The 19,904-nt window shown below is 61.4% G+C and carries 18 protein-coding genes and 1 other RNA gene; 5 read left to right on the top strand and 14 right to left on the bottom strand.

The genetic code is table 11. The annotated features are described in order from the left end of the window. Positions 1-32 precede the first annotated feature (32 nt). The 5 genes from MUN46_RS04185 to ffs form a co-directional block, all read right to left on the bottom strand. Positions 33-155 carry a hypothetical protein gene (locus tag MUN46_RS04185; protein ID WP_285230559.1) on the bottom strand — a complete coding sequence of 41 codons (123 nt, stop codon included), beginning with the start codon at positions 153-155 and terminating at the stop codon, positions 33-35. Between the two features lie 82 nt (positions 156-237). Further along, positions 238-858: a recombination mediator RecR gene (recR, locus tag MUN46_RS04180; RefSeq protein ID WP_243376787.1), complete on the bottom strand. Its 621-nt coding sequence runs from the start codon at positions 856-858 to the stop codon at positions 238-240. A gap of 17 nt (positions 859-875) precedes the next feature. Then, positions 876-1,193 (bottom strand): YbaB/EbfC family nucleoid-associated protein, encoded by a 318-nt coding sequence (locus tag MUN46_RS04175; RefSeq protein ID WP_237979741.1) that lies wholly within the window; start codon positions 1,191-1,193, stop codon positions 876-878. Continuing rightward, positions 1,190-2,953 carry a DNA polymerase III subunit gamma/tau gene (gene dnaX, locus MUN46_RS04170; RefSeq protein ID WP_243376788.1) on the bottom strand — a complete coding sequence of 588 codons (1,764 nt, stop codon included), beginning with the start codon at positions 2,951-2,953 and terminating at the stop codon, positions 1,190-1,192. Before dnaX ends, MUN46_RS04175 begins: the two co-directional genes overlap by 4 nt. A 134-nt stretch (positions 2,954-3,087) precedes the next feature. Further along, an RNA gene (gene ffs, locus MUN46_RS04165) (signal recognition particle sRNA small type) lies at positions 3,088-3,186 on the bottom strand. 467 nt (positions 3,187-3,653) lie between these two features. On the opposite strand from ffs, the gene trxA reads away from it, so the two are divergent. From trxA to MUN46_RS04140, 5 genes are all read left to right on the top strand, one after another. Then, the gene (gene trxA / locus MUN46_RS04160; protein ID WP_237979755.1) at positions 3,654-3,980 is read left to right on the top strand and encodes a thioredoxin; all 327 of its coding nucleotides are present in this window, start codon (positions 3,654-3,656) and stop codon (positions 3,978-3,980) included. Between the two features lie 103 nt (positions 3,981-4,083). After that, positions 4,084-5,346, top strand: coding sequence for a transcription termination factor Rho (gene rho / locus MUN46_RS04155; protein WP_237979766.1), 1,263 nt, complete (start codon positions 4,084-4,086; stop codon positions 5,344-5,346). 181 nt (positions 5,347-5,527) lie between these two features. Continuing rightward, positions 5,528-5,815 carry a type B 50S ribosomal protein L31 gene (locus MUN46_RS04150; RefSeq protein ID WP_237979778.1) on the top strand — a complete coding sequence of 96 codons (288 nt, stop codon included), beginning with the start codon at positions 5,528-5,530 and terminating at the stop codon, positions 5,813-5,815. 81 nt (positions 5,816-5,896) lie between these two features. Beyond that, positions 5,897-7,654, top strand: coding sequence for a hypothetical protein (locus tag MUN46_RS04145; RefSeq protein ID WP_243376789.1), 1,758 nt, complete (start codon positions 5,897-5,899; stop codon positions 7,652-7,654). Then, positions 7,638-9,032 carry an MATE family efflux transporter gene (locus tag MUN46_RS04140; RefSeq protein ID WP_243376790.1) on the top strand — a complete coding sequence of 465 codons (1,395 nt, stop codon included), beginning with the start codon at positions 7,638-7,640 and terminating at the stop codon, positions 9,030-9,032. The genes MUN46_RS04145 and MUN46_RS04140 overlap by 17 nt, the downstream gene beginning before the upstream one ends. 288 nt (positions 9,033-9,320) lie before the next feature. On the opposite strand, the gene htpX is transcribed toward MUN46_RS04140, so the two are convergent. From htpX to serC, 9 genes are all read right to left on the bottom strand, one after another. Next, on the bottom strand, positions 9,321-10,214 hold the full coding sequence (gene htpX / locus MUN46_RS04135; protein ID WP_237979786.1) for a protease HtpX: 894 nt from the start codon (positions 10,212-10,214) through the stop codon (positions 9,321-9,323). Between the two features lie 140 nt (positions 10,215-10,354). Then, a complete protein-coding gene (locus tag MUN46_RS04130; protein ID WP_243376791.1) occupies positions 10,355-11,530 on the bottom strand; it encodes a lipopolysaccharide assembly protein LapB in 1,176 nt (391 codons plus the stop codon). A 348-nt stretch (positions 11,531-11,878) separates the two neighbouring features. Continuing rightward, positions 11,879-13,573 (bottom strand): 30S ribosomal protein S1, encoded by a 1,695-nt coding sequence (rpsA, locus tag MUN46_RS04125; RefSeq protein ID WP_243376792.1) that lies wholly within the window; start codon positions 13,571-13,573, stop codon positions 11,879-11,881. A gap of 119 nt (positions 13,574-13,692) precedes the next feature. Continuing rightward, complete coding sequence (gene cmk, locus MUN46_RS04120; protein ID WP_340309667.1) at positions 13,693-14,376, bottom strand: (d)CMP kinase; 684 nt, start codon at positions 14,374-14,376, stop codon at positions 13,693-13,695. Positions 14,377-14,400: 24 nt separating this feature from the next. Next, complete coding sequence (gene aroA / locus MUN46_RS04115; protein ID WP_243376793.1) at positions 14,401-15,711, bottom strand: 3-phosphoshikimate 1-carboxyvinyltransferase; 1,311 nt, start codon at positions 15,709-15,711, stop codon at positions 14,401-14,403. Then, positions 15,708-16,589, bottom strand: coding sequence for a prephenate dehydrogenase (locus MUN46_RS04110; RefSeq protein ID WP_243376794.1), 882 nt, complete (start codon positions 16,587-16,589; stop codon positions 15,708-15,710). The genes aroA and MUN46_RS04110 overlap by 4 nt, the downstream gene beginning before the upstream one ends. Positions 16,590-16,607: 18 nt before the next feature. Beyond that, complete coding sequence (gene hisC / locus MUN46_RS04105; protein WP_243376795.1) at positions 16,608-17,714, bottom strand: histidinol-phosphate transaminase; 1,107 nt, start codon at positions 17,712-17,714, stop codon at positions 16,608-16,610. A gap of 28 nt (positions 17,715-17,742) precedes the next feature. Next, positions 17,743-18,837, bottom strand: a complete 1,095-nt coding sequence (pheA, locus tag MUN46_RS04100) for a prephenate dehydratase (protein WP_243376796.1) — start codon at positions 18,835-18,837, stop codon at positions 17,743-17,745. Further along, positions 18,830-19,903 carry a 3-phosphoserine/phosphohydroxythreonine transaminase gene (serC, locus tag MUN46_RS04095; RefSeq protein ID WP_243376797.1) on the bottom strand — a complete coding sequence of 358 codons (1,074 nt, stop codon included), beginning with the start codon at positions 19,901-19,903 and terminating at the stop codon, positions 18,830-18,832. Before serC ends, pheA begins: the two co-directional genes overlap by 8 nt. Position 19,904: the final 1 nt, after the last annotated feature.

The raw sequence follows: 19,904 nt of genomic DNA, 5'->3' as shown, positions 1-19,904 counted from the left end.
ACCGACTGCTGAATTGAATCGGCAACCTCTTGTTACGCAACGACACGGCGCGCAGACAGCAGCGAGCCGCGTAGTAGCAGCAGGGACAGCAGCAGGCCGGCGGCACATGCGGCGCTGCAGGCGATGACTGCTGAAATGTGGCGGATGAATTCCATCCTCAGTCCCTGAACCAAAAACAATGTATCCGACAATATACCTTTTTCATTCGTTTGGCAAAATCTAGGATGTTTTGCCTAATTATTCAGAGGAAAAGGTTTCGTGCCGCGAAATAACCGCCTGAGCCACCGTGGCCACGTCCGTGTACTCAAGCTCCACGCCCGAGGGAATTCCGCGCGCGAGCCGTGTCACCCGGACCTCGGGGCGGTGCCGGGCAATGGCGCGGGCTATGAAATGCGCGGTGGCGTCGCCCTGAGCCGTGAATGAAGTGGCAATGATGACCTCTTTCACCCCGCCCTTCTCGACTCTCTCGAGCAGTTTTCTGAAGCCAAGCTGCTCGGGCCCGATGTCGTCAATCGGGGAGATGCGCCCCCCAAGGATGAAGTACAGCCCCCGGTAGGCAAGGGAATTTTCTATCACCAGCTGGTCGGCGGGAGTCTCCACCACGCAGATTTTGTCTCTTTCGCGGGACTCGTCGGCACAAATCGGGCAGAGCTCTGACTCGCAGAGCGTGTTGCAGACCGGGCAGTGATGAACCTTCTCAACCGCCTCCTGCAGCGCGCTGGAAAGCGAAGCGGCCTGGGCGCGCCCGTCCTCCATCAGCAGGTGAAACACAATGCGCTGGGCGGAAAGCGGCCCGATGCCGGGCAGAGCCCTGAACGCGTCAATCAGCCTCTGGACGCTTGGGCTTAAAACGGGCACTTTGACCGGCCCTCCGCTCAGAACCTCATCCCGGGCGGCAGGGGCATCCCGGCCGTGGCCTGGCGCATGCGCTCCTGCGTCGTGGCCTCGACTGCCTTAAGGGCGGAATTCACGGCTGCGGTCACCAGATCCTCGATCATGTCCCGGTCCTCTTCATACAGGGAAGGGTCGATCTGAATCTGGCGGCAGTCATACTTGCAGGTCATGGTCACCTTTACAAGACCGCCTCCCGCTTCGCCGGTGACCACGATTTTCCCCAGCTCGGACTGCAGGCGCTGAATGTTCTGCTGCATCTTGGCCGCCTGGGCCATCAGTGAATTGAAATTTCCTTTCATGCTTCTTTCCTTTTGTTTCGAGGATTTCCCGCGGCCTCGACAGGCCTTACGGTGTCTTCCAGCACCACGCCGCCGAAGCGCTTCATGGCGTCCCGGACCACGGGGGAGTCCTTAAAGCTCCGGACTCTGGCCGCGTGCTCGGCGATCTTAGCCCTGTTTTCCTGATTCCACACGGTGTCGCCCTGAGCCGCCCCCTTCTCAAAGGTCACCGTAAAGCGGTGCCCGAAATGGCGGGTAAAAATTTCTTCAAGCGATTTCCTGATGCTGTCCGTGGAAAGACTGCTCAGGTCGTTGCGCAGCACCACCCCGGTTCGACGCAGCTCGACGCACTGGGAACGGGTGGCCGCCTGCCGCTCCACTCCGCCAAGATTCACCGCTGCAAGCAGTCCTCGCCAGTTGAGCTCCTGGGGCTCGGCGGAATAATCCGCAGGAGGTTCTTCCTCAACTGGCCCGCCCTGTTCCCAGGGCGGCACCTCCTCGGTCGGCAGCGGAGGCACGGGCGGCAGGTCCGGCTCCGCGCCGTTCTCCACGGCAGGGGAGGCCGCTCCCTGTGAAGCAGGATCCGCAGGTCTTTCCGGGGCCGGCGGTGCGGCGGCAGGAAGGCTCTCCCCACCACCTCCCCGGGACGGCTCCCGAGCCGCCAGACGGGCCGCCGCGCGGCTGCCGGCAGGCTTGAACGCAAGCATCCGCAGCAGCGTCATCGTAAAGCCGGCGTACTCGTCGGGCGCGAGGTGAAGGTCGTTGCGGCCGTTGATGACGATCTGGTAGTAAAGCTGCACCTCTTCGGGAGAAAAGTCCTTCGCGAGCGAAAGGATGTCCTTTGCCTCGGGATCGTTCTGGACGGACTCAGGCACCCGCTGAGCGATGGCCACGCGGTGCAGCAGCCCGGCCAGGTCGCGGAGCCCCTGGGCATAGGAGAAGCTGCGCTCGCCCATCCGGTCCGCAATGCCGATCATCGCGGCGGCATCCCCCTTCTTCAGGTCGCGCAGCAGCTCGACCAGCACGGAGGAGTCCACTACGCCCAGCATCGACTGAACGGCCTGCAGCGTGATCTTTCCATCCGAGAAGGCTATGGCCTGGTCGAGCAGCGACAGCCCGTCGCGCATCGAGCCGCGGGCCCCCGCCGCGATCAGGCGCAGGGCGGCGGGCTCGGATTCGATCTTCTCGATTGAAAGAATGTGCGAGAGGTGCCCGGCTACTTCCTGGGGAGACATGTTCCTCAGATTGAACTGCAGGCACCGGGAGAGCACAGTGACGGGAACTTTCTGGGGGTCCGTCGTCGCCAGAATGAACTTGACGTAATCCGGAGGCTCCTCCAGAGTCTTCAGCATCGCGTTGAAGGCCGTGTTCGAGAGCTGATGGACCTCGTCGATCATGTATACCTTGAAGCGGGCATTGGTCGGCGGATACATGGCCTGTTCGAGCAGCGCCGTCATTTCCTCCACGCCGCGGTTGCTCGCTGCGTCCATCTCGATGTAATCGACGAAATGCCCTTCATCGATCGCCCGGCACGATTCGCAGACCCCGCAGGGCTTGTCCGTGATGCCGCCCTTGCCGTCAGGACCCGTGCAGTTGAGGCACTTGGCAAGGATGCGCGACAGGGATGTCTTCCCAACCCCCCGCGTGCCGGTGAAGAGATATGCGTGGTGCAGCCTTTTTTCCCGAAGAGCATGTCTCAGCGCCTTAACCACATGCTCCTGGCCGACCACGTCGTCAAAATCGCGCGGCCGCCATTTTCGGGCTAGAACTTGATAAGACATCTGCTGGTCCTTGTTTTTTCCCGCAGCCCGCCCGCCGAGACTCCCGCGATGTCTGCGGATAGAGCGGGAAGGCCGCTTCATTTATTGTAGCGGGGGGAAGGAAAGAGCCCGCGCACCCGGAGTGCAGATACAAAAATGGCGAGCCTTATCCTCGGCACTGCTGGCACTCCACTATGGCTGCTTCGTTCCCGACCTGACCAGATTCGTGGCGCCCGCATGCGAGGGGACCCGCCGACCAAGCATTGTACACGATCGCCGCGGGTATTCCAAAAGCGGGAGAGACCGACGCCCGCGGGAGGCCGGGCGGGTGCTGCTTCCGGAGCACCTCAAAGCCGGGCTGCCGCATTCCGGGGAGCCGGCGCCAGCCGGAATCCTCTTTCTTTTGTGCCGGACCCGGCCGCTGGGCTGCATGGATCAGATAAAAAATAAAAAATTCAATCATCTGGCATATCATGGCCGGCGGCTCATCCCACCCGGATCCAAATTCGCGGGAATCCGTCCCGAACGGGGAGAAAATCCGATGCTGTCCGCCTGAAAGTGCTACTATGCACCACGCACGAAGTTTTTTCACTGCGGATCCATTCCGTGGGTCCGTTCATCAGTTATCTGTCAGTAAGCCGTCCGCCCGCTGTCAACGGCGGAGATCCTTAATTGTTAAGTGTCCGGATTGCCGGCTTATCTTTACCCAAGGAAAACCATTATGTCCTTCACTAACGTCACTGACGACACCTATGATGCCGAAGTCCTTCAGGCTTCCATGACGACGCCCGTTCTCGTTGATTTCTGGGCTCCGTGGTGCGGTCCCTGCAGGATGCTTTCCCCCCTGATCGAGGAAGCCGGGGAAGAATTCAGCGGAAAGATCAAGGTGTGCAAATACAACTGCGACGAGTCCGGCAACATAGCCGCTGAACTCGGCATCCGCTCCATCCCGACGGTCATCATCTATCGCGACGGCAAGCCCGTCGCCACCCAGGTGGGCGCCGTCAACAAGGACCAGCTCACTGACTGGATACAGTCCAATCTCTAATTTCCCTTCTTAAACTGCGGGGACCCTCACAAAAAACCGCTCATTGAACGGCTGCGGCCTGACTCCCTCAGGTCTCCGCTTGCGGGGTCCCTCTTCTCGTACCATGCATCTTTCCGAACTTAAATCATTGCGCATTACGGAGCTGCTCGACCGGGCCCAGGAACTGGGCATTGAAAACGCCCAGCGCATGCGCAAGCAGGAACTCATGTTCGCCATCCTGAAAAGAAAAGCCAAAAGCGGCGAACAGATCTTCGGCGACGGAACCCTGGAGGTGCTTCCGGACGGCTTTGGGTTCCTGAGGTCTCCGGAATCCTCGTACCTTGCCAGCACCGACGACATATATATCTCCCCCTCGCAGATCCGCCGCTTCAACCTGCATACCGGCGACTCGATCGAAGGCGAGGTCCGCATTCCCAAGGACAGCGAGCGCTATTTCGCCCTGGTCAAGGTCGACACGGTAAACGGCCAGCCCCCCGAGGCCCTCAAGCACAGGATGCTCTTTGAGAACCTCACCCCGCTTTTCCCGAATGAACCGCTCAAGCTCGAGCGCGACATGAAGGGCAACGAGAACCTAACCGGGCGTCTGATTGACATCATCGCCCCCATCGGCAAGGGCCAGCGCGGCCTGATCGTGGCTCCTCCGAAGTCCGGCAAGACCGTGCTGATGCAGCACATCGCCCATGCCATCACGGCCAATCACCCGGAGTGCGTCCTGATTGTGCTGCTTATCGACGAACGCCCGGAAGAAGTGACGGAAATGCAGCGATCCGTCCGCGGCGAAGTGGTCGCTTCCACCTTCGACGAGCCGGCAGCCCGCCATGTGCAGGTCGCGGAGATGGTGATAGAGAAGGCCAAGCGTCTGGCCGAATCCAAAAAAGACGTGGTCATCCTGCTTGACTCCATCACCCGTCTGGCCCGTGCTTACAACACGGTCGTCCCCACGTCCGGCAAAGTCCTCACGGGCGGCGTGGACGCCAACGCTCTGCAGAGGCCCAAGCGCTTTTTCGGAGCCGCGAGGAACATTGAGGAAGGGGGTTCGCTCACCATCCTGGCGACCACTCTGGTTGACACGGGATCGCGCATGGACGACGTGATCTACGAGGAATTCAAGGGCACCGGCAACATGGAAATCCACCTCGAGCGGCGCCTGGCGGAGAAACGCGTTTATCCCGCCATCAATGTCAACCGCTCCGGAACCCGCCGCGAAGAGCTTCTGCTGCCCCCGGACATCCTCCAGAGAGTGTGGATCCTGCGCAAGGTTCTGTACAGCATGGACGAGGTCGAAGCCATGGAGTTCCTTCTCGACAAGATCCGGGCGACGAAAAACAATGCCGAATTCTTTGACATGATGAAAAGGGCGAGCTGATTTCCCTGTCCCAGCAGGGAATGCTCCATTCCCTGTTGATTCAAATTTGAAAAAGGTACATAATATTTAACTTTCCCAGTCTGGCACGTGGGCTGCATGCCTGCTGTAAGACCCGTTTCGCACGGGCAGGTTCGCAAGGCCGCCAGGGCGACCGACATTTCAACTAGGAATTTAAAAGAAAATGAAGCAGGGCATTCACCCGGAATACAGAGAGGTCGCCTTCGTCGACATCTCCATCAACAAGACGTTCATCATCGCCTCCTCCGTGCAGACGAAGGAAACCATCGAGATCGACGGCAAGACCTATCCGCTCTTCAAGATTGATACCTCTTCCGAGAGCCATCCCTTCTACACCGGAGCCCAGACCCGCATCGTCGAGGCCGGCCGCGTTGAGAAGTTCCGCGCCAAGTTCGCCGCCAAGACCAAGGCCGTGAATGAGGCCGCCGCCAAAGCGAAGGCTGCCAAGTAATTCAGCTTTCAAGCCGCTGCGGAAGAAGTCTAGAGGGGCAGTTTTAAAAACTGCCCCTTTTTTGGTCGTTAAGAAGTCAAAATGCTCAGCTCCCACCAGTCTCCTCTCATTATTTCAGCATCAGCCGCGGCGCGGCTCCCACGCTGGGCCCTCCTCGTTCTGCTCGCAACCCTTGCTCTGGCCGGATTCAGCGGGCATTTCTTCTGGATTGCCAGGGACGAGCAGGTATTCGGGCTGATGTGGACCATGGCCCGGGGAACATGGGCGGACTGGGTGCTGCCCAACATCGCCGGACAGGAGTACTCTGCAACGGGTCCCGGCATCGCCTGGCTGGGGGCGGCCCTCATCCGGCTGAGCCTTTCAGTGCTTCCCCCTTTCCCCATGGCGAAGATTTCGGGGCTACTCTGGTTTGCCCTGGCCGCCAGCTCCGTCTGGTACGGCACCTGGCATCTTGCCCGCCGGGAGGAGGCGCAGCCGATCTCCATGCTGTTTGGTGAGGAAGCAAGTCCCCGCGACTACAGCAGAACGGTCGCAGACTCTGCAACGCTGCTGTTCGTGGCCTCTTTCGGGCTGCTCAGCCGCATCCATGAAATTGGGCTGCCTATCGTGGTGCTTGGCTGCTGGTCCATGGGCACGGCCGGCGTCATCTGGTCTCTCGCGCACAAGAAGGCTGGCGCCGTTGCCGCCGGCGCAGCCGCGGGTCTGATGACCCTTTGCGGCAACATTGCCTGGGGCGGGTGCCTGCTGGCGGCGGAGCTGGCGGTCATCTTCTTCGTGCGCTCCTTCAGGGGCGGGCGGCTTTCAAGGGCGGGCATTGCCTGCGGATCCATGGCTGCCGTTGTCCTGATCTGGCCCCTGTCCGCCCACTTTGCAGGCGTTCCCTTCGATGCCTGGGCCGGGGCCTGGAGTGCTGTGCAGTCGAGCGCCTTTGCCTGGATCACGCCCAACCATGCGACATGGCTGCTGCGCAATTTCATCTGGTACCTCTGCCCGATGTGGCCTTTTGCCGTTTATGCCCTGTACGCCTGGCACCGCGTCATCGGCTGCACCCAGATCATGCTCCCGCTCATTTCGGCAGGCGCAGCATTCGTGGCGCCGCTTTTCGCCGCCGGAATCCCGGAGCTGTCGCTGCTCGCCATGGCCCCCTCGGTGGCCATTCTCGCAGCGTTCGGTCTGGCGGCCCTCAAACGGCGCTCTTACGAAAATCTCCTGGACTGGTTCTCGGCGACCATCTTCTCCCTGGGCGCAGTCGGCCTGTGGTGCTACTACATCGCCTGGCGGACCGGCTTCCCGCCCAAGATGGCCAACAGCGTCGAGCGTCTGGCCCCGGGAGTCGTCCCTTGGGTTGAAGGCTCCCTGCTTTTCGCGACAGCCGCCGTGACCGTCTTGTGGTTTGCCATTGTGGCGAAAAGGCTGAGGCGGCGTCCCAAGGCCCTGTGGCGCGGCCCCTGGCTCGCGGCCCTGGGCATCACGCTTTTCTGGGTGGAGGCGACCGCCCTGTTCAGTCCGGTGCTGGACGCCTACCGCTCATACACACCCGTAGCCCGGGAAATTTCAGGCAAGCTGAGGCTGTTCGGCTACTCTTCGGCCGACTGCGTTTTCTCCGACGCGATCCCTTCAAACCTGCGGGGTCTGCTTTATTACTCCGGCGTTCATTTCGGGACGGGGGAAAAAGCCTGCCGCTTCACCCTCTCGAAGATAAAGAAACGTGACGCGATTCCCTCTGACGCCATCGGAATTCCGACGTTTTACCCCCGGAGCGAAGAAGCGTACCTGATCCGCCCTGGCGCCTCCAAACCCCTTCAGCAGTCTAACGCGCAGCATGTCAAAGGCAACTGAGATCCAGCCCCGGCGCCTCGCGCCGCCCGATATTTCCCTGCGGGGCCTCATACGGCTGGCGAGCCCCCTTTTCGTGGCCAACATGGCGGTCATGGGCAATGTCACCATCGACACCATCATGGCCGGCCGCATGGGCGCCGAGCACCTTGCCGCCATAGCGCTGGGCGGCGCCTCGACGGCCTGCCTGAACATGCTGCTGATCGGAATCATCCAGGGGCTTTCGCCCATCTGCGGACACCACTTCGGAGCCCGTAAATTCGAGCTCATCGGCTATGAGATCAACCAGGCCTTTTACATCGTGTGCCTGCTGTCGCTGCTCGGCGCCCCCATCCTTGCCTGGACCGGCCTGTGGACTTCGCTCGGGCAGGTCACTGGAAACATCGCAAGGATAGCCTCCCTTTATCTGCTTTTTTCCGCGATCGCCCTGCCCTTCGCCCTGATCAGCCGAGTCTTCATTTCCGTAAACGCAGCCATCAACCGAGCCCGGACCACCATGTGGGTCTCCCTGCTGGTCCTCGCGCTCAAGGCTCCGGTCAACGCGGTGTTTATGTACGGTCTATTCGGCCTGCCGGCCCTGGGCGGCGCCGGAGCCGGGCTGGCCAACGCAGTGCTTGTCTTCGCCTCGGCCCTGCTGTACCTGATGATTTTCTGCAAAGACCCCGCCTGCAGGAAAATGCGCGCGCAGCGCCTGTCCGGCCCGGACCTGCGCGCCATGGGCGCCCAGCTGCGCATCGGACTTCCGATCGGACTTTCCGTTTTCTTCGAGGTGAGCTCCTTCACCTTGATGGCCATCTTCATCTCTCGGCTTGGGGCAACGGCGATTTCCGCCCACCAGATCGTGAGCAACATCACCTCCACCCTGTACATGGTGCCCCTTTCCATCGGCATTGCCTCAAGCGTTCTCGTAGCCCAGAGCCTGGGCTCCGGACACCCTGAAGCGGCTGAAGAGATGACGCACCGCGCCCTTCGCTTCACGATCCTCGCCGCGGCCGCAGCGAGTGCGCTCCTGTACTGCTTCAAAGGAGAGATCATCGGCATCTACACGCACGAGGGCAGCGTTGCGGCCCTCGCCCAAACTCTCATCCTCTGCGGCGTGATTTATCACACTTTCGACGCCACTCAGTCCGTGAGCAGCTTCATCCTCAGGGGCTACAAGATCGCCTGGGTGCCCATGGTTGTCTCAGGGCTGTCACTGTGGTGCCTGGGCCTCGGGGGAGGCTACTACCTCGGCTTCTGCGGCTCTCCGCTGGGCGGGCCGATGGGGGCGCTGGGCTTTTGGATTGCCTGCTCGGCCGGCCTTATTCTTGCCGCGCTGTGCCTGGCAGGCTTTGCACTGGCGCACGCGCGGAGCATCACCCGCCTGAACGCCCGCAGCTGAAGCTGGGGAAAGGCGGGCCGCAGCCCCACGCGCATTCTCTGAAAATTTCGCAGCGTTCCGCCGGGCCCTTGCGTTTTCCTCTGCCCGGGCAGCCACCTGCCCGGGCTTCCACTCCCCCCTGCAGCCGCAATGAGCGCCGGTCCCGCTGCGCGCCCCTGGCTGCCCAAAGGGCCCTAGCCTGATTCTTTTCTCAAAATCCGACTGCAAAAACACCCGGAAAGCGTTCTGGCGCCTTCCGGGTGCTGAATCGAAGAATCGATCGCGGGCTTTTCTCTCGCGCCTGCTTCCTTAGGCCTGGAGGTTGCGCAGAGCCGCGATCCTGTCCTCAATGGAGGGATGAGAGGCGAAAAGAGAGCCGACCCCGCCGGTGATTCCAAAGCCGCGCGCGGCGCCCGGAAGCTCCTCGGAAGTGATGGAGCCGAGCCTCTGGAGCGCAGCGATCATAGCGTCCGGAGAGCCCAGCAGCATGGCGGAACCCGCGTCCGCATGGTATTCGCGCCAGCGCGAAAACGCGGCCACGACCATTCCGGCAAGCAGGCCCAGAACAATGTTCAGGATCATCGAGGTGATGTAGTACCCTGCGCCGGGAGCGTCGCTTTCATTCCTGAGAACCTGCCGGTCGACCACCCAGCCGACAAGCCGGGAGAGGAAAATGACGAAGGTGTTCATTACGCCCTGAACCAGCGTCATCGTGACCATGTCGCCGTTGGCCACGTGGCTCATCTCATGGCCGAGCACCGCCTCGACTTCCTTCTTGTTCATCAGCTGGAGCAGACCGGTTGAAACCGCCACGAGCGAATCGCCTTTGGTCGGGCCTGTTGCAAAGGCGTTGGGCGCGCCCTCGTAGATGCCGACCTCAGGCATGGGCACGTTGGCCTTTTCAGCCAGCCCCCTCACCGTGCTCACAAGCCAGGCTTCAAGATTGGTCGCGGGATGTTCCGTATCAATCATCTGCAGACCCATCGTCGCCTTTACGATCATCTTCGAGGTGAGCAGCGACATAATCGACCCGGCGAAGCCCACCACCAGGGCGAAGACGCTCAGCGTCGAAAGGTTGATGGACTGCCCAGCCATGTCGCCCCAGTTGATTCCGAAAAGAACCCCTATCACCGTGAGCACGAGGTTCAGCATCACAACGATGGCAAGGTTGGTCAAAATAAACAGGCCGATGCGCTTTAACATTTCTTTCCTTTCTCGCTAAATCACAAGTCCGCCGCAGACTCCACGGAACGGAACTCTAGATGACTATTTTAAGAAATAGTCAAATATCAAACGTTTCCTGTCGGCTAAAAATGTAAACAATCTTATAGAAGAATCGGCGCTCACTTCTTCATCGAGGCCTGGTCCTGCACCCGCAGGGTCGGATAGGTGTCCCATTCGCCGCAGCCCGGGCACTGCCAGAGGTAACTGTGCGACAGGAAGCCGCATTTTCTGCACTGGAACCGGCCCTGGCGGTCCGACTCCTTCTTAAGCAGAGCAGTCAGCCCCTGGAGCTGCTTGTCCTCCGGGTTCAAACGGTTGCGAAGCTCCATCGCAATGGAGAGAATTCCAAGGGACGGATGCCCCTCCATCGCCTCGCTCACCACCTGTGCAGCAGCCTTCTCGCCGTGGCAGGCAAGCGCCTCGTTCATGGCGAGGTCGACCACCTCGGCGGAAGGAAACTTTTCGAGGGCTTCCCGGAGCACGGCCTCGGCTTCGTTTTGTTTTCCCATCTTTTCATAAGTCTTCACAAGGCGGGAGACGACCAGCGGATAATGATCGGGAGAATGCCTGCGAATTTCATTCCAAGCCTCTACAGCTCCCTGATCGTCTCCCTCCTGGGCCAGCATGTCGCCCTTGAGCATAAGCGCCCTCGGCGCCCTCGGGCGGACAGCCAGGGCCGCATTGATTTCGGCTCTGGCGGCCTGGATGTTTTTGCTCCTGGCGGCCTCCTCGGCTCTCTCGCAGTGGAAATGAGCGATATCGGCGCTGTGGTCTTCGGAGGCCTCCTTTTCCAGACGCTTCGCTGCCGCTATGGCCTCCGTCCAGTCATGCTCCGTGCACCGGATTTTCAAAAGCTGCCTGAGCGCCTCCAGGTGATACGAGGGGCTTCCCGACAGCTTCTCGTAGCACTCGATCGCCTTGTCGTAGATGCCCGCCTTCAGATAGTCGAGCGCGAGCTCGGAAAGCGCCCTGAGCCGGTCCTCATCGCTAAGGTCCGCTCGGTTTATCAGGTGGGTGTGGATTCGGATGGCGCGCTCAAACTCGCCGCGGCGGCAAAACAGATTGCCCAGGGCGTGGTGCAGTTCCACTGTCTCGGAGTCCACCTTGGCCACTTCGATGAAGGCGTCGATCGCCTTGTCCGGTTCGTTTGAAAGCAGTAGCGACAAGCCCCTGAAGTAATTGTCAGGAAGGTCTTTATTCTCTTCCTGCCGCTGCCTCGCATCAAAACCGCGCAGAAACCACCCCGCGGCGAAAAGCACCGGGACAATAATTAAATACCAGAGTTCAAGTTCCATTTTTTTCCGTTCCGGCTGAACAACACTGCTGATTTTAAGAGAGTGCTGCGGCAGAGACTTGCCGCGGGTGAATGTGGAAAGGGGCGGCGCCGGCAGCCTCGCCAGGGCGGCCCTGGCTGGCCTCACCGGGGCATGTCCCGCCCTATGGTAGTTCAAGTTTAGCGGCTGTCCGGCGGCAGGGCCCGCGCCTGTTCCTCAGGTGCGGGCAGAAGCTCGGCTCTTGCATGAAGAGCCCCCGAGGGCCCTAACCCGCACAGGACGCCTAAAAAAAGGACGCAGCAAGCTGCGTCCTTTTTTATTTTTCAGGTCATTCAGAACTCTCAGCCCCTGAATGGCCTGCAGTCACTCTCAGTGATTGCCCAGCTTGGCCTTGAGCAGAGCGCCCAGGTTGGTAGTGCCGGCAGACGGAGCGTCGCTGTTCATGCGTTCCATGGCGCGGCGGGCTTCGGCGGCTTCCTTCTGCTTGATGGACAGCTGGATGTTGCGGGTCTTGCGGTCAACGCTGATGATGACGGCAGAGACCTTGTCGCCCACCTTGAGCTGGGTGGTGGCGTCCTCAACGCGATCCGGGGAAATCTCGGAGGCGCGCAGATAGGCTTCCGTGTCATTGCCGAGGTCGATCACGGCACCGCGGGCATCCACGGACTTGACGGTTCCCTCAACCACAGAGCCCTTCTCGTGAGAGCCCGCGAAGTCAGAGAACGGATCGCCGGAGAGCTGCTTGATGCCCAGGCTGATGCGCTCGCGGTCAGTGTCGATGGACAGAACAACCGCCTCGACCTCGTCGCCCTTCTTGTAGTTGCGGATGGCCTGCTCGCCGGGTTCCTTCCAAGAGAGATCGGAGAGGTGAACCAGGCCGTCAATGCCGCCGTCAAGGCCGATGAACACGCCGAAGTCCGTAATGGACTTGATCTGGCCCTTGACGCGGTCGCCCTTCTTGTGGGTCTGAGCGAACTCTTCCCACGGATTGGCCTTGCACTGCTTCATGCCGAGGCTGATGCGGCGGCGCTCCTCGTCGATGTCGAGCACCATCACTTCAACTTCTTCGCCAAGCGTCACAACCTTGCGCGGATCAACGTTCTTGTTGGTCCAGTCCATTTCAGAGACGTGAACCAGGCCTTCGATGCCGTCCTCGATCTCAACAAAGGCGCCGTACTCGGTAATGTTGGAAACCTTGCCGAACAGCCGGGTGCCGGCAGGATAGCGGCGGGCGATGCCGATCCACGGATCCTCGCCCAGCTGCTTGAGGCCGAGGGACACGCGGGCGCGCTCACGGTCGAACTTGAGAACCTTGGTTTCGATTTCCTGTCCCACCTGAACCACTTCGCTCGGGTGGTGGACGCGGCGCCAGGCCAGGTCGGTGATATGGAGCAGGCCGTCGATGCCGCCCAGGTCAACGAACGCACCGTAATCAGTAATGTTCTTGACGACGCCCTTGACGATGGCGCCTTCCTTCAGGGTGGCCAGCAGCTTGTTGCGCTCCTCGCCCATGTTCGCCTCGAGCACGGCGCGGCGGGAGACCACCACGTTGTTGCGCTTGCGATCGAGCTTGATCACCTTGAATTCAAGGGTCTTGCCCTCATAGGGAGTCGTGTCGCGGACCGGGCGGGTATCCACGAGGGAGCCCGGCAGGAACGCGCGGATGCCGTTGGTCATGACGGTCAGGCCGCCCTTGACCTTGCCGGTAATCGTGCCAGTGACCAGCTCACCGGACTCCTGGGCCTTTTCGAGATTCATCCAGGCCGCGAGGCGCTTGGCCTTGTCGCGCGACAGGATCGTATCGCCGTAGCCGTTTTCAACGGACTCAATGGCCACGGAAACAAAGTCGCCGGGCTTGACGGTGACATTGCCCTGGTCATCCTTGAACTCATCAATCGGAATGTAGGCTTCGGACTTGAGGCCGGCGTTGACGACCACGAAGTTATAGTCAACGCGGACCACTTCCGCAGAAATCACTTCACCAGGGCGCATCTCCTGGGAGGCAAGGCTCTGGTTGAACAGTTCGGCAAAGGATTCGGTTTTGCTGGTTTCAGTGTTGGACATGAAAAAATAAAAACGCCCTTCACGCCTCTAGCGCGCGAAGGCGAGTTAGTTAAAAAAGCGAGAACAAACGCCCTGAAGGCCTTGTCCCGCCGGTCATCGGCACGACTTGAAAACGCGGATCAGTCCGCCCCGCCGAGTGAAACCTGGTCGTACCAGTGCAGGATTTTCACTACGGTCTCCTGAATCGTCAGGCAGGAGGAGTCCAGGATCTTAGCCCCTTCGGCAGGGACGAGCGGCGCGTGCGTGCGCTGCATGTCCCGGCGGTCTCTTTCTGCCATTTCAGAGACAAGAGCATCTAGTTTAACGTCAATCCCTTTTTCTATCAACTGCTTATAACGGCGGCGCGCACGGGTTTCCACCGATGCCGTCAGAAAAACCTTGAGGCAGGCGTCGGGGAAGATGACAGAGCCCATGTCGCGGCCGTCGGCCACAAGGCCCGGCTGCCTTCTCTCACGGCGCTGAAGCTCAAAAAGCGCGTCGCGGACCGACGGAATCTGAGCTGCCAGGGAAGCGGCCGTGCCGACCTCTTCGGTGCGGATTTCCTTGGAGATGTCTTCATCGCCCAGCAGCACGCGTCCGCAGACGAATCTCGGAGCGATCGCGATGGCGTGAGCCGTCACCGCCGCCATATCCGAAAAATCCACATGTGAGCGCAGGCAGGCCAGGCCCACGATGCGGTACAGGGCACCCGAGTCCAGATAATGGAATCCCAGAGTCTGGGCCACTCGCTGGGCCACGGTTCCCTTGCCGCTTGCTGTTGGCCCGTCAATGGCAATGACGGGGATAGCCGCTTCGTTCATCATTTCCTCACGCCTTCAAAACAAAAATCAAAACTCGCAGCCGGTCACAGCCGCGAACTCATCAAAATAGGTGGGATAGGTTTTCGCCACGCAGCCGGGCTCCAGGATCCGCACGGGCACTCCCGCGCAGGAGGCGAGCGACATGGTCATCGCGATGCGGTGATCCCCGTAAGTTCTGACATCGGCCGACCGCAGCGCCTGCGGCGGCTCTACGGTCAGCCAGTCCTCGCCGCTGGCGACTTTCGCGCCCACGCGGCGAAGCTCCGTCTGCAGGGCCGCTATCCGGTCGGTCTCCTTGACTCTCCAGGAGCCTATGCCTGTGAGCTTCGTCGGACCCTCCGCCTTGAGCGCGACCGCCGCCAGGGTCATGGCCGCGTCTGGAATCGCCGTGCAGTCTACCTCTATTCCTCGAAGTTTCCCACTTTCGGGCGCCCGGGCTTCGATCCAGTCCGGCCCCCATGAAATGCGGGCGCCCATTCTCTCCAGAACTCGTGCGAATTCGACATCGCCCTGAATGGAGGCGCTTCCCGCCCCCTCCACGCGCACCGGACCGCCGGCCAGGGCGCCCAGAGCAAGAAAATACGAGGCGCCCGAAGCGTCGCCCTCCACCCTCAGGGGCGCATCCAGCCTGTAGGCTCCGCCCGGGACGAAAAAGGAATTTCCCCGGTCCTCCACCTCGGCCCCGAAGCGCTTCATGAGGCGCAGGGTCATTTCCACGTAGGGCTTGGAGATCAGGGGGCCGTCGATATCGATGACCAGCCCCCGAGGACCCGCGTAAACCTGGCCGGCCATGAGCAGCGCCGATATGAACTGGCTCGAAACGGAGCCCGTGATGGAACAGCGCGGGCCAATTCCCGCCATCGGTCCGATCTGCACCGGCGGGCAGCCCGAGCCCTGAAGGCAGCGGACATCGGCTCCTAGAGCGCGCAGCGCATCAACGAGGGGGCCGATCGGCCTCTGGCGCATGCGCTCCACCCCGTCGAGGACATAATCCCCGCCGTAGAGCGCCAAAGTGGCGCAGAGCGTGCGCATCGCCGTGCCGGCATTGCCCAGGAAAATTCGTGCGCTTCGGACAGGGAAGCGTCCGGAGCAGCCCCGGACCGTGTAGGCCGAAGCATCGGAAGGATCCCGGCGGACGTCTACCCCGAGCGCGGACAGGGCCTCCTTCATCCGCTCCGTATCCTCAGCCTCGAGGACACCCGAGAGCCTGCAGACCGAAGACGACAGCGCCGCCAGGAGAAGAACCCTGTTGGAAATCGATTTGGAGCCGGGAAGAACAACGGTTCCGCAGGCCCGGGACACAGGCGGAATCAGCAGGCTCGGGGGATAGACCTTCATTGACCTTTCTCCTTGGTCTTGGGCGCGGGGCTGGAAAGCCTGCGCCGGGCTCGCGCCGCGAGCGCGAACTCCGCCACCAGAGTGTCGGCGTTTCCCTCGTCGAGCGCCTTCTGAAAGATTTCAAGCTCTTTCCTGTAGCGGCGCAGCCCATCGGATATGGCTCTGCGGTTGGCAAGGCAGATGTCCCGCCACATGACCGGGCTGGAGGCTGCGATTCTGCTGAAGTCAAGAAAGCCGCTGCCGCCCATCGACAGGAGCAGCTCCGGCTCCCGGCTTTCTGCAATCATGGCCACCATGGCATAGGCCAGCACGTGCGGCAGGTGGCTCATCAGGCCGAAAATCCTGTCATGACGCTCCGGAGACATCCGCAGAATCTCCGCCCCGCACCCCTTCCAAAGAGCCTCCATAATCCGGACGGCATCGGGATCTGAATCGGGTTCGGCCGTACTGATGACCCGCTTGCCGATGAACATGTCGGGATTTGAATGCTCTACGCCGGTCTGTTCGCCTCCGGCAATCGGGTGGCAGGGAGCGTAGCGGGCGATTTTTTCGCCCAGCGACCGCCTCGCCGCCAGCTGGACAGTCACCCGGACCGAACCGAGGTCGGTGACCACCGCTCCGGGGGAAAGAACCGGCCTGATCTTCCGGAAGATGGACTCCATGGAAAGAACCGGCGTGGCCACCATCACGACATCGGCTCCGCGGGCAGCCTCGCAGGGGTCGCAGCCGCCCTTTTCGGCAACTCCCATGGCGACCGCCTTCTGCACGGACTGCGGCGAAACGTCGCAGGCGTAGACCGACGTCACGGCACCCGAACGCCTCATTGCCAGGGCGGCGGAGCCGCCCATCAGCCCCATTCCTATAACGACCAGCTTCACGGATTCTTCCCGCCGACCTCAGGCCCCGGCCAGAAATTCGGCCAGAGCGGAAAGGAACCTTTCGTTCTGCGGGCCGGTGCCGACCGACACCCTGATCCACTCGGGCAGGCCGAAGCTCGCGCAGGGGCGGATGATGATGCCGCGGTCGAGCAGCCACTGGTTGAGCTCAGGGGCCTTCGGGCCGATTTTCACCAGCACGAAATTGCTCAGACTCGGCACGAACTCGAGCCCCAGGGCTGCGAAGCGCTCCTGCAGCTGGCGTACGCCCTCGCGGTTCATTTTGTAAACCCGCTCGAGGAACGCGTCGTCATTCAGGCATGCGGCGGCGGCCGCCTGAGCGATGGCATTGCAGTTGAAGGGCGGGCGGATGCGGTTGAGAAAAGCGACGAGCTCGGGCTGGGCAATGCCAAAGCCCACCCTCAGTCCGGCCAGTCCGTAGGCCTTGGAGAAGGTGCGCGTCACCATCAGGTTGGGATAGCGCTTCACCATCGCAATGGAATCAAAACGCTGCTCCGGGGGCACAAAATCCCTGTAAGCCTCGTCGAGCACCACGATGACCGAAGAGGGCACCCGCTCCATGAATTCTTCCATCTGAGCGCCGGTGAGAATCCTGCCGGTGGGATTGTTCGGCGTAGTGAGGAATATCACCCTCACCTTGTCGTCCACCGCATCCGCAATGGCGTCCAGGTCAATGTCAAATCCACGTGCGGGAATCTCAACGGGCTCGCCGCCGTTGGCCAGCGTATCGATCCGGTAAACCGAAAAATAGTACTGGGAAAAGAGCGTCTTCGTGCCAGGCTCGACCAGAGCCTCGCAGGTGATGCCCATCAGCTCGTCGCTGCCGTTTCCGACCACGACCCAGTCGACGGGAACGCCAAAGCGCTTTGCGACGGCAGATTTCAGTTCATAGGCGTTCCCATCCGGATAAAGCGAAAGCCGGGACGCCGCCTTTTTAGCCCCCTCCAGCGCGGAGGCGGGAGCCCCCAGCGGATTCTCATTGCTCGCCAGCTTCAGGATCGAATCGGGGTCGAGCCCTTTCTCCCTGGCCAGCTCGCTGATAGGCTTTCCGGCCTTGTAGGGCTCGATCAGGTCAATATAAGCGGGGGATCTGAATTTTTCTGCCATGCCTTATCCTTTGAAACCAGTAAGCGGCTCAGTCGGCCGCCCTCGGATACGACCCGAGGAATTTAAAAACGAGCGCGTTCTTCCTGACCGCTTCCAAAGCGCGGCGTACAGGCTCGTCTTCCACGTGGCCGCTGATGTCCACGAAAAAATTGTATTCCCAAAGCCCATTTCTGGCAGGGCGGCTCTCCAGGTGCAGCATGTCCACCTTCTCGTCGGCCAGCGGCTTGAGAATCTCGAACAAAGCACCCGCGCGGTTTCGCACGGCAAAGATGAACGTCGTCTTGTCGCCGCGGTCCCCGCCCCGGCGGTGCGTCTTCTGTTGCCCGAGCACCAGGAACCGGGTGCGGTTCTGGCTGGAATCCTGAATGCCCGCTGCGGCCACCTTCAGGCCGTAGAGATCGCCGGCGCGGCTGGCGGCGATGCCCGCGAGCGACGGATCCTGCGCGGCAAGCCTGGCCGCCTCCGCATTGCTCGAGCAGGCCTGCTGCTGAACATGAGGAAGGTTTTTCGACAGCCACTGCCGGCACTGGGCGAGAGCCTGCGGATGAGCGAGCACCCTCTGCACTTTCCCAAGGCTGCCCGACAGCGACAGCAGGTTGTGCACGACGGGGACCGACACCTCGCCCACAATCAGCAGCGGCGTTGTCAGCAGCTTGTCCAAAGTAAGCATGACGGAGCCCTGCGAGTTGTTCTCCCTTGGCACAACGCCGAAATCCGCCCTCCCGTTTTCGACCGCGTCGAACACGTCCGGAACCGTCGTGCAGGGCAGCTCCTCAACGGCTGACCCAAACCTCTTGAGAACCGCCATTTCGGTGAAGGTTCCCGCCGGCCCGAGGTACGCGACGGTCGTCTTTTTCTCGAGCGCCCGGCACGACGAGAGAATCTCCCGAAAAACCGCCTTCATGGCCTTGGGGGAAAACTGTGCGGACAGACCTGCCGTCCGCTCGAGGATCATGTCCTCGCGCTCCGGCCTGAAAATGCTGGCGCCCTGACTGCCCTTGAGAGCGCCGACCTCGCGGACGACCTGCGCCCGCTGGTCGAGCAGCCTCACGATCTCATCGTCTATTGCGTCGATCCGGCGGCGCAGCGCGCCGAGATCCTCTACCCTTTTAGCATCATCCATGGCGGCGGGCGAACTCCTTCATGTAATCGGCCAGGGCCTGGACCCCTTCCTGGGGAACGGCGTTGTACAGGGAAGCTCTCATCCCGCCCACGCTGCGGTGGCCCTTGACGCCCTTCAGGCCGCGCTCGAGCGCCCCCGCGAGGAACGGCTCGTTCAGGCTTTCGTCGCGCAGAGCAAATGTCACATTCATGCGGCTTCTGGAGTCCTTCTGCACCCGCGTGCGGTAAAACCCTTCGGACTCGTCTATCGTCCGGTAAAGAAGTCCGGATTTCAGAGCGGACCTGCGCTGCATTTCTTTCACGCCGCCCTGCCGGAGAAGCCACCGGCAGACAAGGCTAGAGACATAGATGGCGAACACCGGGGGCGTATTGAAAAGCGAGCCTGACTGCGCATAGGTCTTCCAGTCGAGCATGACCGGGCAGGCCGGCCCGGCCCTCCCGATCAGATCATGCCTGACAAGGGCAATCGCGAGCCCGGCGATGCCGAAGTTTTTCTGGGCGCCGAACCAGATGGCTCCAAAGCGGGAGACATCCACCGGACGCGTCATGATGTTGCTCGACATGTCGGCCACCAGCGGGACGCCGCCCGTCTCGGGCACATAATCGAACTCGACGCCGTGAACCGTCTCGTTGTCGCAGTAGTACACGTAGGCCGCATCGGGGTCGAGCCGAAGCTCCTGCTGGCGCGGAGCCCTCGTGCCGTCATCGAGAGCCGCCACATTCACCTCGCAGAACTTCTGCGCCTCCTTCGATGCCTTCCGGGACCAGGTGCCGTTCACGATGTAGTCGGCCTTCCTGCGGGTTCCGAGAAGATTGAGAGGAACCGCCGAAAACTGCTGGTGTCCTCCGCCCTGCATGAACAGCACGTCGTAGCCTTCAGGCACCCCGAGCAGCGTGCGAATGCCGCTCTCAGCCTCTTCGATGACCTTCGCGAAAGCCGGGCTGCGGTGGCTGATTTCCATGATTGAGGCGCCCTCGCCGCGGAAATCAAAAAGTTCGTCGCGAATCACCTCGAGCACCTCGAGCGGCAGCGTGGCCGGCCCCGGGGCGAAATTAAAGCATCTCATG

This window comes from Mesosutterella faecium (genome assembly GCF_022809315.2).
Lineage (GTDB): Bacteria > Pseudomonadota > Gammaproteobacteria > Burkholderiales > Burkholderiaceae_F > Mesosutterella > Mesosutterella faecium.
The sequence above is the reverse complement of the archived record's forward strand: the minus strand, read 5'-3'. Positions and strand labels throughout refer to the sequence as shown.